The organism is Synechococcus sp. SYN20, assembly GCF_014279555.1.
Lineage (GTDB): Bacteria > Cyanobacteriota > Cyanobacteriia > PCC-6307 > Cyanobiaceae > Synechococcus_C.
In genome coordinates this window covers 1,576,823-1,595,004 of the sequence record NZ_CP047959.1, presented here as the reverse complement: position 1 = coordinate 1,595,004, position 18,182 = coordinate 1,576,823, and the positions used below count along the sequence as shown (strand labels likewise).

General features: G+C 52.1%; 18 protein-coding genes. 7 read left to right on the top strand and 11 right to left on the bottom strand.

The features are described from left to right. Window positions 1-39 precede the first annotated feature (39 nt). Window positions 40-1,095: a class I SAM-dependent methyltransferase gene (locus SynSYN20_RS08275; protein ID WP_186522909.1), complete on the bottom strand. Its 1,056-nt coding sequence runs from the start codon at window positions 1,093-1,095 to the stop codon at window positions 40-42. Between the two features lie 151 nt (window positions 1,096-1,246). Between SynSYN20_RS08275 and SynSYN20_RS08270 the strand changes: the two genes are divergently transcribed. Continuing rightward, window positions 1,247-1,513, top strand: coding sequence for a hypothetical protein (locus SynSYN20_RS08270; protein ID WP_186522907.1), 267 nt, complete (start codon window positions 1,247-1,249; stop codon window positions 1,511-1,513). A 473-nt stretch (window positions 1,514-1,986) separates the two neighbouring features. Here the strand turns inward: SynSYN20_RS08270 and SynSYN20_RS08265 are convergent, their stop codons facing one another. The 4 genes from SynSYN20_RS08265 to SynSYN20_RS08250 form a co-directional block, all read right to left on the bottom strand. After that, complete coding sequence (locus SynSYN20_RS08265; protein ID WP_186522905.1) at window positions 1,987-2,151, bottom strand: hypothetical protein; 165 nt, start codon at window positions 2,149-2,151, stop codon at window positions 1,987-1,989. A gap of 159 nt (window positions 2,152-2,310) precedes the next feature. Continuing rightward, complete coding sequence (locus tag SynSYN20_RS08260) at window positions 2,311-2,799, bottom strand: hypothetical protein (RefSeq protein ID WP_186522904.1); 489 nt, start codon at window positions 2,797-2,799, stop codon at window positions 2,311-2,313. A 36-nt stretch (window positions 2,800-2,835) separates the two neighbouring features. Further along, window positions 2,836-3,204, bottom strand: coding sequence for a hypothetical protein (locus SynSYN20_RS08255; RefSeq protein WP_186522902.1), 369 nt, complete (start codon window positions 3,202-3,204; stop codon window positions 2,836-2,838). Between the two features lie 351 nt (window positions 3,205-3,555). Then, a complete protein-coding gene (locus tag SynSYN20_RS08250) occupies window positions 3,556-4,071 on the bottom strand; it encodes an SET domain-containing protein-lysine N-methyltransferase (protein WP_255476213.1) in 516 nt (171 codons plus the stop codon). A 646-nt stretch (window positions 4,072-4,717) separates the two neighbouring features. Between SynSYN20_RS08250 and SynSYN20_RS08245 the strand changes: the two genes are divergently transcribed. Continuing rightward, complete coding sequence (locus SynSYN20_RS08245) at window positions 4,718-5,113, top strand: hypothetical protein (protein WP_186522900.1); 396 nt, start codon at window positions 4,718-4,720, stop codon at window positions 5,111-5,113. Window positions 5,114-5,363: 250 nt separating this feature from the next. Here SynSYN20_RS08245 and glnA read toward each other — a convergent pair whose 3' ends face one another. Next, window positions 5,364-6,785, bottom strand: a complete 1,422-nt coding sequence (gene glnA / locus SynSYN20_RS08240; protein WP_186522898.1) for a type I glutamate--ammonia ligase — start codon at window positions 6,783-6,785, stop codon at window positions 5,364-5,366. A 220-nt stretch (window positions 6,786-7,005) separates the two neighbouring features. Here glnA and SynSYN20_RS08235 point away from each other — a divergent pair, with 220 nt between their 5' ends. Next, window positions 7,006-7,530: an allophycocyanin subunit beta-18 gene (locus tag SynSYN20_RS08235; protein WP_006852826.1), complete on the top strand. Its 525-nt coding sequence runs from the start codon at window positions 7,006-7,008 to the stop codon at window positions 7,528-7,530. Window positions 7,531-7,627: 97 nt separating this feature from the next. Then, window positions 7,628-8,824: an alanine--glyoxylate aminotransferase family protein gene (locus SynSYN20_RS08230; RefSeq protein ID WP_370586659.1), complete on the top strand. Its 1,197-nt coding sequence runs from the start codon at window positions 7,628-7,630 to the stop codon at window positions 8,822-8,824. Here SynSYN20_RS08230 and SynSYN20_RS08225 read toward each other — a convergent pair. Then, window positions 8,754-9,308: a nucleoside deaminase gene (locus tag SynSYN20_RS08225; RefSeq protein WP_255476212.1), complete on the bottom strand. Its 555-nt coding sequence runs from the start codon at window positions 9,306-9,308 to the stop codon at window positions 8,754-8,756. The two genes, SynSYN20_RS08230 and SynSYN20_RS08225, sit on opposite strands and share 71 nt — an antisense overlap. Window positions 9,309-9,350: 42 nt before the next feature. On the opposite strand from SynSYN20_RS08225, the gene SynSYN20_RS08220 reads away from it, so the two are divergent. Continuing rightward, complete coding sequence (locus SynSYN20_RS08220; protein ID WP_186522896.1) at window positions 9,351-10,787, top strand: aminotransferase class V-fold PLP-dependent enzyme; 1,437 nt, start codon at window positions 9,351-9,353, stop codon at window positions 10,785-10,787. Window positions 10,788-10,877: 90 nt separating this feature from the next. On the opposite strand, the gene SynSYN20_RS08215 is transcribed toward SynSYN20_RS08220, so the two are convergent. From SynSYN20_RS08215 to SynSYN20_RS08200, 4 genes are read right to left on the bottom strand one after another with little or no spacing between them, the layout of a single operon-like run. Then, window positions 10,878-12,473 carry a YcjF family protein gene (locus tag SynSYN20_RS08215; RefSeq protein WP_186522894.1) on the bottom strand — a complete coding sequence of 532 codons (1,596 nt, stop codon included), beginning with the start codon at window positions 12,471-12,473 and terminating at the stop codon, window positions 10,878-10,880. Beyond that, on the bottom strand, window positions 12,470-14,632 hold the full coding sequence (locus tag SynSYN20_RS08210; RefSeq protein WP_186522893.1) for a transglycosylase domain-containing protein: 2,163 nt from the start codon (window positions 14,630-14,632) through the stop codon (window positions 12,470-12,472). Before SynSYN20_RS08210 ends, SynSYN20_RS08215 begins: the two co-directional genes overlap by 4 nt. Then, a complete protein-coding gene (lspA, locus tag SynSYN20_RS08205; protein WP_186522884.1) occupies window positions 14,613-15,101 on the bottom strand; it encodes a signal peptidase II in 489 nt (162 codons plus the stop codon). The genes SynSYN20_RS08210 and lspA overlap by 20 nt, the downstream gene beginning before the upstream one ends. Beyond that, window positions 15,098-15,670 carry a biotin transporter BioY gene (locus SynSYN20_RS08200; protein WP_186522882.1) on the bottom strand — a complete coding sequence of 191 codons (573 nt, stop codon included), beginning with the start codon at window positions 15,668-15,670 and terminating at the stop codon, window positions 15,098-15,100. The genes lspA and SynSYN20_RS08200 overlap by 4 nt, the downstream gene beginning before the upstream one ends. 56 nt (window positions 15,671-15,726) lie before the next feature. Between SynSYN20_RS08200 and SynSYN20_RS08195 the strand changes: the two genes are divergently transcribed. Both SynSYN20_RS08195 and SynSYN20_RS08190 read left to right on the top strand, forming a co-directional pair. Next, the gene (locus SynSYN20_RS08195) at window positions 15,727-15,954 is read left to right on the top strand and encodes an NAD(P)H dehydrogenase assembly family protein (RefSeq protein WP_186522881.1); all 228 of its coding nucleotides are present in this window, start codon (window positions 15,727-15,729) and stop codon (window positions 15,952-15,954) included. 384 nt (window positions 15,955-16,338) lie between these two features. Next, complete coding sequence (locus SynSYN20_RS08190; RefSeq protein ID WP_186522880.1) at window positions 16,339-17,958, top strand: iron uptake porin; 1,620 nt, start codon at window positions 16,339-16,341, stop codon at window positions 17,956-17,958. Window positions 17,959-18,182 lie beyond the last annotated feature (224 nt).

Here is an 18,182-nt window from a genome sequence, read left to right as displayed (position 1 = left end):
CGCTAGTCGACATCACCGCAGGTATGTCAGGGAATCACTTCAAGGCTTGTTGGCCGTCCAAACCCTCACCATGAAATGAGATTCAGCTGAAATCCCTGTGAAGCCAGCATGACTGAGGCGTGATTCGATGTCATCTGAAATAAAATCTCGGTAGAAGGGCTCATGAAAGATCCGGCGGAAGTTATCCATCGCCACGCTGTACTGCGGTGAATCTTTGAGTTGAATCGAATCGGCAAGAACAAGAACTCCACCGGGCTCTAGCAATCGATAGGCATCATTAAGAACAGCCTGGCGGGCTTCAGCTGGAAGCTCATGCATCAGGAACACGCAGGTCACGGCCTGCATGCTTTCATCACCAAAAGGCATGGATTCGCCATTGCCTTGCAGCAGTTGCACAAGGCTTTCGCTTCCTTTGTTCAGCCATCGATTGGCTTGACGCAAATAGGATTCAGAGAGATCAAGCCCAAACAGTGAGGCTTTCGGAAGAGCAGCTCGGATCTGGTGGAGCGTCCGACCTGTTCCTGTCGCGACGTCAAGGATGCGAAGGCTGGATTCAGGGCGATCACTAAAGCGCTTCAAGCCGCGTTTCAAGGGAGCGATCAGCCTCCGGCGCATCGAGTCTGCGGAGCCGTTGAACAAGATGTCGACTTGTAGGTCGTAGAGCTCAGCGGAGTGATCGCTGAGATAACCATCGGTTTGATGATGGAAATTTTGTAAGTAGTAGTCGGGATACAGCTCCTTATCGTGCGTTTCAGGGATGTCTTGGACGTTTCGAGACCTTCGCCTGGCCCAATTCGAGGGAAGGTCAAGCCACACGCGTGGGTAACGTTCGGCCCACTCCAGCCAAGGAATATCAAATAGCAGGGATTTGGGATAGAGCCCTTGTTCAGACTCCTGCCAATCAATGTCCTGAAGAGCGCTTAATGAGCGCCGGAGCTCGTTCAACAACGCGTCGGGAACAGGCTCTGTGCTTGGCACAACATCGGGTGCCAACAGCTCCATGGCTTTGGTGCTCAACTCCTTATGAGCCAGTCCTGCCAGGCTCCGGCCCTGCTGGATGGTGCGGTAAGCAATTTCAGTCAGGCTCGGCGCCATTGGGCTGTGGTCCTATCAATGCGCCTATTTCAATCGATGAGCCCATGCAACCGGGGATGCAAAGCAGGTCTTTCAGGAAAGAAATGTGAAGCAGATGCAAATTTCGTATCAACCGCTACAGAATAATCGCGTCGAAACGAGGCCTTGCACCATGAAAGCCGTTCTTCGTTCCCTGCAGGTTGGCTACAGCGGCAATGTGCTGGAGCGTCGCAAGAAGTCTGCTGCTGAATTTCTTGCCTGGGCTGATCATCACGCCCATGAGCAAAGGCTGAGTCAATCCAGTCACGTCCAGCTTGAGGGACATCCAGATCTTCTTGATTCCAAGAGCGCACTTGCTCAACAGCGCGTTTGGGCGAACCGCCATGCTCATGAAAGGCATCTGCATGAGAGTGCGATGGCTCACCTGCGCCATGGCTGAGTCCAAGGAATCAAAAGCAGAGCCAGCATTGATCTCGGTTGAGTGACTACGCCCGAATCAGCATTGACATTGACGTTGTCTCAGGCATCTTGAACTTGCCATTTTTTATCTTTATTAGAGCAAGATCAAGTTGATGATTTGGAGTAGGCATATGATTTGTATATTGACTGAAGAATATGGATCGCTGAACCATAAAAATCCTGCCAAAAGCAGAGTTTATGGATCGTTATTGTTCGTGTTGCCTTGTTTCCACTCCGTGAAGGAGCTCTCCTCACCTCTGAAGTTTGCCTTGAAAATTGTGCAAAATAAGGGCTTGAATCTTTAGTGATTGATGGTCGTAGTGGATAACCCATACAAGCCTGAGGAGGCCAGCCGAACACCTTGCTTGCTTTCTTCCTGATTTTCCTGGAAGCAGGTGTATAGATGCATTCTCTCTTTCAACAAAATAAAGATTGAGATATTGAGATGAAATGTCAGCGTGTGAAGAGCTCTTCGATCGAAAACTCACCACGCAAGGCCCTTGCATCTTGAATTCTCTGTTGACTCACAAGGTGTCTTAAGCGCTCGTCAAGCCATAGCCGTAAACGAGGGGTGAACAGCTGATTCGATGGTTGGTACTCGCCAAATGGAATCGTCATCAGTGTCAATGTGGTGATTTACGCTAACAAGATAAGAAGAAGCGGGCTTTCCTAATCGGATTAAGACTCTCAGATTATAGATTTATGTTGTTTTTGTTTACTGATTAAACATTCTTCAAAGAGATGCCGGCAATTTATTATGAATGACTTCTTTGGTATTTAATTGAATGAGGACCAGCATCCCTTGTCATATTTGTGAACCTTCTCCCCAAGGCTGATTTTGTAGATCTCGGAGCTGTCGAGTCTGCATTGCTCTTCCTTGTTGGCGATTGGAGCAGCTGCTTTTGCTTTTTCAACGCCCTCAACGACGTCATTTTCATCATTGTCTTCATTACAATACGTTTGAGCTATTGAATTAGCCCAAACTTTGAAAGTCGCATCTTTCGAGGTTGTCGCAAAATTAGTGGAATTTGTGCAAATTGTCTCTGCTGAAGCTTGGTTACTGATATCGGATTGGATCCATTCGGCCCATTTCTGTTCATTAACGCCTCTCCACGGTGTTTCTGCTGCTGAAGGGATCAGACAGGATGATGAGATCATCACAACTGAAGCAAAAGAGATTGAGTCCAGGCGTTTCATTGGCTGCTGGTTTGTGGGTGATTCTTCTTGTGCTTGCTTAGTATCGATGCAATACCCCGTTTTCCACATCCCCTCAATGGGGGAATGTCGGCAGTCTGTTTGTTTCTAGCGTTGATCTTCTGTGATGACGTAATGGATTCCTGTCACCACACTGTCATTCTGCATGAAAAACTCTATCAAGCTAGGGTCAACAATCTCGATCTTCGTGGTGGTGCCATCAGCATCCATCTCAACCCACAACAACCAACTGTGTGATCCGTGGCCTGTTGGTTCTAGACCAACATCCGAGTACAACTCCCCTGTTACCACTCTTAGATAACGTTTCATCCAGGCAGGCGCTGCTTCGAGTGCTGCAGGGGCACGCTCATGGCAACGTCCAAGCCCAAACTTCTGGGTCAAGTCAGCAAGTTTCTGTGAGAGTACAGGGTTGAAAACGTCCATTCCGTAGGTGACTGTTTTCTTTTTGTCTGTCATCTGCTCTGTAAAAAGTCAAGCACCTTGTTGGATGTGTGAGAGGAATGATGCTGCCTATTCGCTGATGTCAGGAGGAGGCATTAGATGCCTGCGACAGCGCTCAATCTTTATGATCTCAACCGCTCTTGCACGTTGCTGTCTTGCAATCGATAACGCTCAACAAAATGCTATCAAGACGATTTGATCTAGATCTGGTTATTCCAATATTACAGACATGGATGAAAAATGAGGAGGTTCTTTGCCATTAATGGCATGAACCTCTTAGTGATCAAAAAGTTGCTCAAAAAGCATTTAATTTGCGCCCGAGCAATGACTTATAGCCAGCGTTACAAGGACTGATTCTTGGCGCTTTTAAGTAGCCAAAGAAATTTTATCGCTCATCTGCAAAAGGTAGGGAGCGACAAAGCCCTCGTACTCATCTCTTTTTTCAATGGATAATCCCTTCCAGCCATTGACATGCACTCTGCAAGTTACTTCTCCACACAAACAGGGATCGGGAAAATAATCAATTGAATAATTTCGCATTGCATAGTCAAAAGTAATTTCTTCACCCTGCTCAATATCTCTAAAGGCAATAAAATCATGAGCACCAGATGCATTGACTGAAATGCCACATGATGGATTGCATGAGTGATTAACCTTGCTGATTAAGCCTGCATGCTGAACATGCAGTGATGCTGATACTTGTGAAGCATGAGAGTGGTTTGCGGTAAGAGTTTTTTCGATAACTCCAACCATCACGATGTCTCCAATTGAGAAGGATTTGGTAGAAAAAACACCATCTCCTCTGCCTGGAGTGACCTTCAACTCATATCCTATTGACAAAATACGATTCCAATGATCAACCTTATTCTTGTCAATTGTCATTTTTTAGCAATGAGTATTATCACTCACCAGTGAATTTAATTTTTCAAAAAAGTCAATAATTATAGCACTAATCCCTTCTAATTATTAGAAATAATTCTTGCTCAAAAAGAAAGTGCTTCGACGCTTTTTGTTCTGGTTTCAACTTATATCGCATTGCAATCGAATGATGCCGGGTTTTCGCTTAGATTGAAAGTGATGATAACCGCGAATGCTCAAAAATTTCTTGACTATCATATGTTATGAAGTTTCTATGCTATGAAGCTTCACCTAATTTGCTCTTTTTCAGGGCTGGTAAATTTTTTGTGTCATTTATGCTGTAATGATTGAATTTCTTGTCTCAACTCCTGTTGCTTAGGTCTTGTTTTGGTGTTTGCTGATCATTCCTCAAAAGATGATTGATGCAGCATCTTATCAAGTTTTAGCACCATATGTCGCGCTTAAACGTATGACTACTGCCCATTTGCTGCCGGCGAGACCAACCCATCACTCCGCTAGATGCTATGGACACATTGAGAACTATCTTGTTTCTGCACACCAGTTGACACGTTCAGAGAATTCGAGACTTGTTGTATATCGTTCGGGTGCTTGCCTAATTGGGCTATCGCTTTAATTTTGAACTTTGACGTAATTTATGGGAGGCGAGCTGATGACCATCGAAACAGTTGACAACGTGCTCCATGCCCTGATGTCTGCCGGCGGCGAAAAGATCGATTGGAAAGAGGGTGAATCGCGCTCTTGTCCTAATGGCAGTTGGAGCATTTCTGAGAGTACTGACTGCAGTCATTTTGGACATTTAGATGAAACGATTACCAAGCGTTTGTCTCGTCTTGACATTACTGTTAACCAGGAGATCAACTTGCAAGTGATTTTTGACCCTGAAAGCCGTCGAAATGAAGCACTTGAGATTTATGAATCCACTACCGCTCGGTCTTTGCTGATACTTATGTTTTGGCCAGGTTTGGAGTCCGCTAAAAAGCTGGCGATCGCAGCTATTGATCAATGGCAAAGAGCCATTGAGGACGGCTGGTACGAGAGCGATTGAGTTAAGCCAAGTTGATCGTCACCGTCAAAACAGGTGCCGTTTGATGCAAGGCCAAATCACTGCTGATTTCACTCCCTAAGGTGAGATGGAGATGGGGTTCGATCTAAGCATTCGTGATGTTTATTGGAATGTTTTGTGATTGGCATTGATGTCGCCCTACTCATGAAAAAATGATCCCCATCATGGGGATCATTGAGTAGAGAGCTTTAGGTGGTTGTTCTCGATCCTGTGCGCTACTAAGCCGTTTCGATCAGGCGTCGTAGTACATGGTGAACTCGTGGGGATGGGGCCGCTGACGCAACTGCTGAACCTCTTCGTATTTGAGATTGATCCAGTTGTCGATGAAGTCTTTGCTGAACACCCCACCTTCCATGAGGTAGTGGTGATCAGCGTTCAAAGCTTCCAAGGCTCCGTTCAGTGATGCAGGAACGGTGGCAATGTTCTTCAGCTGTTCGGCTGGGAGTTCGAAGAGGTCACCATCGAAGCCATCACCAGGATCAATCTGGTTCTTAATGCCATCGATCCCCGCCATCATCATGGCCGCAAAGGCCAGATAGGGATTCGCTAAAGCATCACCAGAGCGGAATTCCAAGCGCTTGGCTTTTGGATTGGGGCCAGTGAGGGGGATCCGAACTGCAGCAGATCGGTTGCCTTCCGAGTACACCAAATTCACAGGTGCTTCGAAGCCGGGAACCAGTCGCTTGTAGCTATTGGTGGTGGGGTTGGTGAAGGCCAGGAAGCTTGGGGCATGCTTCAAAATGCCCCCGATATACCAACGGGCTGTCTGGGACAGATCTGCGTAGGTTCCTTCGCCGAAAAATAAGGGGAGCTCACCTTTCCAAAGGCTTTGGTGCACGTGCATGCCAGTGCCATTGTCGTTAAAGACAGGTTTGGGCATGAACGTTGCCGATTTGCCGTACTTTTTGGCCACGTTGCGAACAACGTATTTGTAGGTCATCACGTTATCGGCAGCTTGAATAAGCTCCTCGTACACCATTCCCAATTCGTGTTGACCGGCGCCAGCCACTTCATGGTGGTGCTTCTCAGTTTTAATCCCCAATTGAGCCATCATTAACAACATCTCAGAGCGGATATCCTGAGCTGTGTCGTTTGGTGCAACAGGAAAATAACCCTCCTTAGTTTGGATTTTATAAGCGAGGTTTCCACCTTCTTCTATCCTTCCGGAGTTCCAGCCAGCCTCGATGGTGTCAACGCTGTAGAAACATCCGCCTTCGCTTGAGTTGTAGCGAACATCATCGAACAGAAAGAATTCGGGCTCGGGGCCGAAAAATGCCTTGTCTGCAAGACCTGTATTAGCGAGATAAGCCAATGCTTTCTGAGCTAAAGCCCGCGGGCAACGGTCAAATGGTTGATGAGTACGTGGATCTTGAATCGAGCAGATCATGCTCAGAGTTTTATGCCGATAAAACGGATCAATCCAGGCCGTGGAAGGGTCTGGAACCATGGACATATCCGACTCGTTGATCGCCTTCCATCCGCGAATCGAAGAGCCGTCAAAGGCCAAGCCTTCCCGAAACTCATCTTCGCCAAGCATGTCGGAACACACCGTTAGGTGTTGCCACTTGCCATGCAGATCGGAAAATTTGAGGTCGATCAGCTCGATTCCTTCGTCCTTGATCTGACGAAGCACGTCCTGAGCAGTTTTAGCCATGGTTTGGACGACAGCCTAGAAAATATTCTTAGAAGGTAGGCATCGAACCGGCTCGTTTTTGTATCCTTTCGCACTTTTTTAAGAGTGCGCCCCTGTCGGTGAGTGATCGGTTAACGCTTGGTAACCGTTTCTGTCAAATTCCTTGAATCCCAGGTGATGAGAGCGTTCTGACCGCCTTTGCAGTGTTAGCTTTCAGCTAGTGATCCCTAGCGACCTCATCATGCGTGATGCCATCACCGGGTTGATCGGCCGTTATGACCAGTTGGGTCGCTATTTCGATCGATCGGCCATCGATCGGATTGAGGGTTATTTCGGTCAAGCCGAGCTGCGACTCAAGGCCGTTGAACTGATTAATCGCGAAGCGACTGAGCTCGTACGAGAAGCCAGTCAAAGATTGTTTGTTGGAGATCCTGAGCTTTTATTGCCCGGTGGTAACGCCTACACCACCCGCAGGCTTTCAGCTTGCTTGCGTGACATGGATTATTTCCTGCGTTACGCGAGCTATGCCCTAATTGCCGATGACAGCACGATCCTGAATGAACGGGTTCTTAACGGCTTGGACGACACTTACAAGAGCCTTGGTGTTCCGACCGGACCCACGGTTCGCAGCATGATTCTTTTGGCAGATGTCCTCTGCGAACGCATGGTGGCTGAAGGATCAAGTCCCAGCGACTGCTTGATGCTTCGCAAGCCCTTCGATCATCTGGCCTCTGGTCTTTCTGCAAACGACATCAGTCAGCGCTAATCGCTCAGCGATTGGTCTCGTTTCAAGAGGCGTTGCAAAGCAACCGTTTTGCCCCCTTTTGTGACCTGTCTATGCGTAGGCTGCTGGCCATTAATTGGTGATCCTGGCTTTGGCGACGACGCACTCCCCCCGGTTGGTTGATTCGTCCCATCGCAGGGTCATTGCCCCAATCAGCACTCCCGATCGTTTGCTGCTCGGTCCAGGACCTTCGAACGCTGATCCAACGGTGCTTAAGGCTTTGTCTCGAACTCCGATTGGCCACCTCGATCCGCTGTATGTGGAGCTGATGGGCGAAGTGCAGGAGTTACTTCGCTACGCCTGGCAGACAGACAACCGCCTGACTTTGCCGATGAGCGGCACGGGCAGTGCGGCCATGGAAGCAACCCTTGCCAACACGGTTGAACCCGGCGACACCGTTCTTGTTGCTGTGAAGGGCTATTTCGGGAATCGTCTTGTGGACATGGCCGGTCGTTACCGCGCCAACGTGAAAGTGATCGAAAAGCCCTGGGGTGAAGCCTTTACGAAGGAAGAGCTTGAAGCCGCTTTGATTGAGCACAAGCCCACGATCTTGGCGATGGTGCATGCCGAGACGTCTACCGGCGTTTGCCAACCGATGGAGGGAATCGGAGATCTCTGCCGGAAGCACGATTGTTTGCTCCTGCTCGACACCGTGACCTCCCTTGGTGGTGTTCCTCTCTATCTCGATGAATGGAAGGTGGATCTGGCTTACAGCTGTAGTCAGAAGGGCTTGAGCTGCCCTCCAGGTCTTGGCCCATTCACGATGGGTCCCCGCGCTGAAGCCAAGCTTGCTGCGCGTCAAGACAAAGTTCCTAATTGGTATCTCGACGTTTCCCTTCTCAATCAGTACTGGGGAAGTGACCGTGTGTATCACCACACAGCACCGGTCAACATGAATTTCGGCATGCGCGAAGCGCTCAGGTTGTTGGCGGACGAAGGCTTGGATATGGCTTGGGCGCGTCACCGCACTAACGCTGAAGCGCTTTGGTCCGGTCTGGAAGCGATGGGCATTGAAATGCATGTGCCCGAGGAGCTTCGTTTGCCCACCCTCACTACCGTTCGTATCCCAGAAGATGTGGATGGAAAGGCTTTCACCCAGCACCTGCTCAATAACCACGGCATTGAAGTGGGTGGTGGTCTTGGTGTTCTTGCTGGAAAAATCTGGCGAATCGGCCTGATGGGTTACAACTCAAACCCTGAGAACGTCAGCAGGTTGTTGAATCTGTTTGAAACGGAGCTTCCCCAGTTCCGTCAGAACGTCGCCGTCGCTGCTTAAACCAGCTCGATAGCATCTCTTTCGCTTCCTCAGCCTGCACACCACCGATCACTGTCATTCGGTGATGTGCGCTGACATGAGTGGCCAAGTTGACCGTGCTTCCCATAGCGCCTCGCTTGGGGTCAGTTGCGGCAAAGATCACTTGTCCGACTCTCGCTTGAACCAAGGCACCGGCGCACATGGGACAGGGTTCCAAGGTCACCAACAGGGTGCAGTCATTAAGACGCCAGTCACCACGCAGACGGCAGGCCTGTTGAATCGCCATCAATTCAGCATGCCCAAGCGGATCATTGTTCAGCTCCCTTTGGTTGATGCCATGGCCGATGCATCGGCCTCGGTGATCCAAAACAATGGCGCTAACGGGAACCTCTCCACGCTCCCCGAAACGGCGCGCGCGCTCAATCAAGCGCTCCATCCAGGCTTGCATCTGCGTGGAAGACAGTTCGATTGGAGACTGCATCGTCAGGCTCTTGGCTGAGCGCATCGTTTGATGTGCCACCACTTTGATGTTCCACCAAAGGGGAGAATGATCACTCCCCATCTTGTCTTCTTGGTTGGACCTTCCAGCAATCCTGAACCGGTAGCTCTGTCGGCGTTTGCTTCACCCGATGCGCTTGACCCTCTACTCCTTCAGTTTTTGGAGGATGCTTCCGAGCGCTTATGCAGCTGGATCGGTTCGGCGGGTGAGCGGGGTCCACTGCCAGCACTTCGGGTGCTTCCTGATGCTGCCCCGCAAGCCCATGGTCGCGATATGGAGCAACTGCTGGATGACCTCCAGCAGGTGATGGATGGGTCGTTTCAGCCTTCCCATCCCGGGGCTCTTGCCCATCTCGATCCGCCGCCACTGAGTGCGTCTATCGCCGCGGATTTGATCTGCGCGGGGCTGAACAACAACCTTCTGGCCGAGGAGCTGTCTCCCAGTTTGAGTCATCTCGAACGGCAGCTTTGCGCCTGGTTTGCCGAACGCCTTGGCTTTCCTGCAGGGGCCTCAGGTGTTGCGGCTAGTGGTGGCACGCTGAGCAATCTGATCGCCTTGGTGTCCGCTCGCCATCATGCGGGCTTGGATCACAACCCAGAGGCCGTGGTGGTGGTCAGTGCTGATGCCCATGTGTCATGGCATAAGGCAGCGCGCGTGATGGGGCTTCAAAGCGACGGAGTTCGTGCCATCCCGGTGGACGAGCAAGGGCTCATCGATCTGCAGCAACTAGAGGCTGAAGTCGCAACGCTTTCAAGAGAAGGACGCCCTTGTATCGCAGTGGTGGCGACAGCAGGCACCACGGTGCGAGGCGCCATCGACCCCGTTTCTGCGATGGCTGATTTCTGCGCTCGCCTGGGCCTATGGCTGCATGTGGATGGGGCGATCGGTGCGGTTTTTGCTCTGAGTGCCACCACCACCCATCTGCTCCATGGGATTGCGCGCGCTGATTCGATCACCGTGAATCCCCAGAAAGTTCTTGGCATCACAAAGACCTCATCCCTTCTGCTGGTTCGTAAGGCCGCCGTGCTGGCCGCTGCGTTCTCCACAGGCCTTCCCTACATGGAGCCTGCCCTCGAGCACGATCACGGTGGTGAATTGGGTCTGCAGGGCAGTCGTCCGGCGGAAGTGCTCAAGCTCTGGCTTGGCTTGCGACAACTCGGTGAATCAGGGATTGAGCAGGTGTTGACGGCCGCGATCGCTCGACGTGAGTATCTCCAGCAACAACTGGATCCGAACAGGCTGATGATTCTCTCCGGCCCTTTGCATGTGCTCGCCGTTAGGCCCCAACGCGGACAGGCGCAGCAGCATGAACGCTGGTCGATCGAGACACGCCGGCTCTTGCTCAGCCAGGGCATCATGGTGTCGAGACCGCTCCATCAAGGACATCATTTCCTGAAGGCTGTTCTTGGCAACCCGCATACCGATCATGGTTTGCTGGACCAACTGGCATCAGCTCTGAATCAATCCGTGGAGGCTTTGCCCTGATGGCTGCCCCAAAGCAGCAACGTGGCCGCTGGGTAGCGATCATCACAGGCATTGTGTCTGTGCTGATTGGTGTGGCCTATTTGGCTCTGATTACCGTTCTCGATGCCCGCGGCCCGATGCGTCCCCCTCCGCCCGAGGCCCTGGTTGGGGTGGTAAGCGCTTCTTTGCCTTTTGCCGCAGTGGTTCCACCACCTGTCTGAGAGCGGTATCGAGGAATCGTTGGAGGGCGCTATCGCGACGGTTGAGGTCGTAGTGCTGTTGCACAACGTCTTGCACGCCACCATCCCCCCAATCTTGATCTTGCTGGAAGTAAGTGATGAAACTGGCTCCTGCGATCCGCGTTAACCATGCAGCAGCAACACCTTGAACGGCTTTTCCCAGTAAAAGGGTGGGCAGATTCACGCTCAGTGCGGTGCCAATCAAGGCGACACCACCTTTAACGACCCCCAGACCTGCCAGGGTTCTTCCCACGGATACGGCCAACTCCTGCGCTTTGGCGCGAGTGAGCTGCACGTTGTAGACCTTCGCCACCTCCATCACCATCTGGGCATTGACGGCAGCAGTACCAAGCAAGTCGATGCCGGGTAGTGGTGTCGCAGCCACGACGCCTGCACTAATCCAGCTGTAACGGTCCACGATCCGTCTTGCTTCGCTCTGTCGCTGTTGGTTGAGGAGTGAACGCCCCTTGTCGCCCAGCGTTCTGCATTGCAGAAGAATGTTGTCGGCCAAGAGCTCTTCGCCGTCGGCATGGAGCACCACGGCCATGCGTTGAAGTAGCACTGCCACTTCTGCTGGAGGTTGCCAGGGTTTCTGGCCAGGTCTTGGCAACGATTGGGGAGAGGCACTGGTTGGGATGACGTCCTCAGCAGCCAGCAGGCCTTGGCAACGTCCCCGCAGCAAGGCCAGAAGACGCTTCTCCTCCTCCTCTCCCCGTAAATCGCATTTGTTCAAGACCAACATCAAGCGCTTGCCTAACCCCGCAAGGCTGCGCACCACATCCCATTCGGCAGAGCGAAGATCACCATCCACCACCACCAGCATTAAGTCGGCCCGGCTAGCGCGTTCACGGGCTTCTTGTTCCCGATCTCTTCCATCCAGTCCGCTTTCAAGGATTCCAGGTGTGTCCACCAATTGAAGTCCGCGTTCCAGCTTGTTGAGACGAAGCCGATAGGTCTGGCTGCCGGTTGTGGAGCCCATCGGTGCTCCAACCTTCCCAACAATGTCTTGGAGCAGGGCACGAATCAGGGAGGTTTTGCCGCTAGAGCCCGTGCCAAACACCACCACCACTAAATCGCCGCGTGCTAACTCACGCGCCACGCGCTCGCGCTCCAGATGCAAAGCCTGCCGGGCTACATCGTCTTGGAGACGCTCCAGGAGGCGATCAATGCTTTCCAGGCTCTGTTCAGCCGCTTGACGACGCGACCCAGGCGGCAAAGGGGCTGTAGTGCCGGCTTTTGTCGCTCCGCGACGGCTTTTCCATCCCTTCCACACGGGCCAGCCAACCTGCACCACGAAGGCAATCAACAAAATGGTGCCGATCAGCAGCACGGGTCCTACAAGCCAGGGCGGAAGGATGTAGCTGAGATCCCAGAGCAGATTGCGAATCGCCTGGAGCACTAGGCCAAGCACCAAGAGGACGATTAGCCCAGCGGCGCCAAACAAGATCAGGCGGTTGGATCCCTTCATCGGCCCACCACACCGCCCTGTCCTGCGGCACGCATGATGCGACTCCAGAGAGAGGCTGCTAAGACGCTGGAACTAGCGGAAGGACTGTTGTCATCGTTGCCCAGCCAGATTCCCAGCACCCAATGGCGACTCGGCTCGTAGCCAATGAACAGCAGGTCCCGCCCATCATTTGTGGTTCCTGTTTTTCCCCCTTCTCGACCACCGAGCGAGGCGGCACGCCCTGTGCCGCTGCGAATGACCGCTCGCATCAAGCCCTGCATCTGCTGAGTGGTCTGTGCCTTCAGCACACGACGAGACGTTTGGCGCTGTCCAGCTTCGCCATCTCCATTGAGGCTGCCGCAGCCACTCGGTCGATCCAAGCGGCAGGTTTCAGCATCAAGCAAACGACGAATGGTGGTGGGCGCTTGCCAGATGCCGCCATTGGCCACAGCGGCATAGGCACTGGTGAGCTCAATTAAGCGAACTTCACTCTGTCCAAGAGCGAGCCCCGGTACAGGATCTAAGGGAGTGGTGATTCCCAGGCGTTTTGCCAGACTCACCACTTGCTCCAGGCCCACGCGTTGGGCCAAGCGCAGCGCTGCGGTGTTGTGGCTTGAGGCGAAGGCACTGGCCAAGGTCAGTTGGCCCGAACAGGTGCTGTCGAAGCGCTGTCCTCCCCAGCGAAGGGGGCTGCAATCCAAGGTGTCGTTGGGTTTCAGGCCTTGTTCCAGGGCCGCCAAGTAAGTGATGAGTTTGAAGGTGCTTCCTGGTTGCCGTAACGCCATTGAGGCACGGTTGAACTGGCTCGCGTTGTAGTCACGACCTCCGGCGATGGCGAGAACTCCGCCCGTGCGGCTGTCGAGCACAACAGCGGCCCCCTCCTGAACGCCAAGCCTGGAATTGTTGGCCAACAAACCGCTCAATTGGCGTTCCAGCACAGATTGCAGAACAGGGTCTAAGTGCGTTTCGATCAAGAAATTTCCTTCATCCGCCACGTCAGGACCTACGAGCGCTGTGAGGTCTCGGCGCACTTGATCGGTGTAGAAGGGTGCTGAGCGACTGACCTGCTCCCGACTGCAGGCCTCTTTTGCAAGCTGAATCGGTTGACGACGGGCCAGTCGCGCTTGCTCCAGGGAGAGTCGACCGCCATCGGCCATTTTGTTGATCACCCGATTACGCGCTTTTAAAGCGCGCTGGGGAAACTGACAGGGATCGTGCCCATTGGGTGATGGCAATAAACCCACAAGAAGTGCAGCCTGCTGCACGTTTAGATCTGCTGCGGATTGATCAAAAAACACGCGTGAGGCATCTTCAAATCCCCAGCCAACGCCTAAGTACACGCGATTGAGATAGCTCAGCAGCAATTGGCTTTTGCTGAAACGACTTTCCAACTGCAAGGACACAAGCAGCTCTTTCCATTTCCTCTCCAGGGTGTCTCCATCTCCTACGTAATTGGGATAGAGGCTGCGAGCTAATTGCTGCGTGAGACTGCTGCCTCCCTCCAGCACCTTGCCGCCGATCAAATTGGTGCTGAAAGCTCTCAGCGTGCCAACCGGATCGACCCCTGGATGCCACCAGAAACGGTTGTCTTCACTGCTGAGCAGAGCATCAACCAGCAAGGGGGAGAACCCATTGACCGATTTGAGCTCGCGATGACGACTGGAGTCAACAGAGGTCAGCGGTTGGTTATTGCCGTCGTAAATGGCCACCGGACCGCGCACGCGCGCCAGTTGCCCGCGGATCGGCATGGTGAGATTGGACAGCAATAGCAGCGCTCCTCCTCCACCCAGGCATCCGAACAAGAGCAGGCCCAACCAGCGCTCAATTCGATGGCGTCGGCGGCCGGCTGCATCGTTGAACTGTAGGAAGGGAGCCTTTTCGTCTAAAGCCGGCGCAAACTGAACAACGTCTCCATCGCGCAGTTCCAGCTGCGACACCCGGCGGCCTTTCCACCACAAGCCATTCGTGGAGTCCAAATCTTGAAGGATCCATTGCCGCCCCTGGCGATGCAGCAAAGCGTGTTGGCGGCTGACGGCTGGATGATCGATGCTCACTTCCAGAGGACCATCGCGTCCAATCCGATAGCCATCGCCATGCAATGGAATGGTCCGATCCGCCTGATCGCTCTGATGAATGATCAGTTGGGCTGAGGACGGGCCGTCAGGATTTCGCTTGTCCATGGCGTTGGGAGAGAGCGTCGATGGCGAAGCAGAGGACAGCGAGATTGATGGCGATGTCCGCGCCATTGAAGATGGGAAAACGGAAGGGCACCAGCTCGATGAAGTCGGTGACATATCCCAATTGCCAGCGGTCGATGCCATTGCCAAGCGTTCCTCCCAGTAGGCAGGCCAGGGCCAGACCTAACCAGAGATCGAGTCGCTTGGATCGCCAGATCCAGACCAGCAAACCCAGCGAAACGAGCAGGCTGAGCAGTCCGAGTAAGGCGGTGGAATCACTCAGCATGCTGAAGGCGGCGCCGGTGTTGCGTACGAGCCGCAACTGCAGTAACCCCGGCAGGAACGGTTGCGACAGATTTGGAAGAAGATGGGATCGAGCCCAAAATTTGGACGCTTGATCCAGCAGCAGGATCAATAGGCTGATGAAGACAACTGTGCGACGCCGGATCACTCGGTTGCTGCGGCTGATCATTCGATCCAGAGCAGACGACGAATCGGAAGTGCAATCAAGGCGATTGCGACGCAAAGAGCCAGTTGGGCCAGCAAGGGACCCAAGCTGTAACTGAATAACAGATCAGGGAGTGATTCACTCCAACGATTCACACCTGCACCGAGAAGCAAATTAAGAATTCCGCATAGCTGAATCGTGACCACTCCGGCAAGACCCGCCAACGTGAGACGCGCTAAGTCGTTCATTCCTTCTTGATGCGCAAGCCGTCCGGTGAGCCAGGCAGCCGGCACAAAGCCTGCGAGATAACCAAAGGCGGGAGTGAGGACATAGCCAAGACCTCCACCGTCATGAAAGACGGGAAGATCAACCAGCCCCACGGTGATGTATGCAACCGCTGCTATCACGCCTGATCGTGGGCCGCAGACAAGAGCGCATAACAACAGAGCCGGCACTTGCCAGGTGCTGGGCAAACTCAGCAATCGGGGGGGAAGTTCTGCACCCGGCACCAGGACGGCGGCCGGGATCAAACTTCCAACAAGGATCAGGAGCACTCCCGCGATCGCACCGCTCCAAGTGGCAAGAGCCCGCACGGGCAAATAACAGCTGACCCCATCCTGCTGTAGGAGAGGGTGATTGCCCAGGTGTCATGACCGTTTCTATTGGTGACCAAGTCCAACTGATCAGCCCGATGCCCTATCTCAAAACGGCAGATCCCATGCCAATGCTTCGGCCTTCCGATCTCGTTGGCAGTGATGAATCAGGGTCTGTGGTTGCTCTCCATCCCCTCGAAATTGCCGCTGTCCGCTTTCGGCGAGGCACATTTTTAATTCCGATTGATCGTTTATGTCCCGCAGGAACTGAGAAGGAGAGTTAAAGACGAATCGAGCTACTCAGGGCTGGCAGACGTCTTAATGGCTAGTGCCTATTGGACTGCTCAATGACAGCTGAGAGCGTTCAGCAACGCACTCAACAACAGGGCCTAGATGGACACGGAGATCATCGGAGCCATTTCTATCCTTTTTGAACAAAGGATCTTTGACTCTAAAATTTCTTTTTAAAGCTGATAAGATAAAAGATTAAAATGGTTTGATTAAGAAAAAGTTAACCGAGGGTAAAAGATTAATGAAGAGGGCTAATTGGGGGTAGTTGTAGTTTGGAATACATCCTATTGGCGTCGAGCATACAGAGTATTATTTGCTGGTCGAATAATTTGGTTGCGGGTTAATTCCCTCATTAATTTTTGGTGTGAGGACCGAAAATGAAACTTTTCCATCAACTGCTGGTGGCCCCAGCTGCCCTGGGCCTTTTGGCTCCTGTGGCTGCTAATGCCACTGAGCTGAACATCAACGGTGTTTCTGACTACGCCGCTACCGGCGAGCAAGTCACCAGCATCACTCAGTTTTCAGACGTCTACCCAACCGACTGGGCTTATCAGGCACTTAGCAACCTGATCGAGCGCTACGGCTGTGTTGCTGGTTACCCCAACGGCACCTACCGCGGTAACAGGGCCATGACCCGCTTTGAAGCGGCTGCTCTGTTGAACGCTTGTCTCGACCGCGTCACTGAAGTGACCGACGAGCTCAAGCGCCTGATGAAAGAGTTCGAAAAGGAACTCGCCATCCTCAAGGGCCGTGTTGACGGACTTGAAGCCCGCGTTGGCGAACTGGAAGCCACTCAGTTCTCCACCACCACCAAACTGAAAGGTCAAACCACCTTTGTGATTGGTGCCGTTAATGCTGGCGGTGACAGCCTGGGCGACAAAGGTGCTGATGCCTATAACGAGTCGTTTGGTGCATTCACTTTCAATTACGACCAACGTTTAGTTTTTGATACCAGCTTCACAGGCAAGGACACGTTACGGACTCGTCTTCGTACTGGTAACTTCGGTGATTCCGCATTTAGTGGTGCAGGCAATAATTTAACTGCCTTGGATGTCGCATCAAATACTGATAATAGTGTCACTATTGACCGTCTGTATTACAAATTCCCTGTCGGTAAGGACTTCACATTCATTGCTGGTGCCCTAGCAAGGAATACCGAATCCTTGGCAATGTGGCCTTCTAAGTACAACAAAGGTGGAGCAAAGATTCTCGATTTCTTTGCCGTAGCAGGTGTTCCAGGCGTTTATAACAAGGAAACAGGTCAACTAATTGCTGCTTACTGGCAGCAAGATGTTGCTAAGGGCGACCCTGGTTTCAGCATCAGTGCTAACTATGTTGCAGATGATGGTGAGGGAAATAGCTCTGATTCCACTTCAGGTGGTTTTATGACAGATAACTCTCGCGCCAACCTTCTTGCACAAATTGGTTGGGGTAATGGTCAATATGGTGCAGCGGCCGCTTACAGATACGGTCAGTGCAAGTCAGGTATGCGCCGTTCTACTTCGTTCGTCAAGACCGGTGACTATAACCTCAAATGTCAAGGTGGTAGCGATAGCCGCTCTTCCAATAGCTTCGCGCTGAATGCCTATTGGCAGCCAGAGGATCCTGGATTCATTCCTTCTATCTCTGTCGGTTGGGCGATCAACACAATTAATGGAGACAATATTGTAGATGGCTCTTACACCACTTCTCAGAGTTGGTTCACAGGTCTGAAGTGGGAAGATGCATTTATGGAGGGCAATGCCTTAGGCTTTGCCTTTGGTCAGCCTACGTTTGCTACTGCACTTAAGGGAAGCGATACTCCTTATGATGGCAATTATGCTTTCGAATTGTATTACAACTTCCAGGTGACCGATAACATTGCTATTACCCCAGCATTGTTCTATCTGTCTCGTCCTGAAGGGCAGCTTACCCAAAAAACAGTGACGAACGGAAGTGGCTATGACGGCCAGTTCAACATCTTTGGTGGATTGATTCAAACAACCTTTAAATTCTAAAGTTTGGTTGATGCTAATTCAATGTTAGCTTGTTGATTTTATGGCCCTTAGCATTTGCTAAGGGCTTTTTTATTGCCATACAATTCAGTCTTTGCTGTTGATGTGCAACGTTAATAATAAGTGTCATTGTCTGTTAATATTTTGATATCCATCCGCTCGTTTGGGCGTGTTGTATTAACATTTTTTGATCGACTGTTGTTCACTTGCTCACTCCTGCTTGGTGC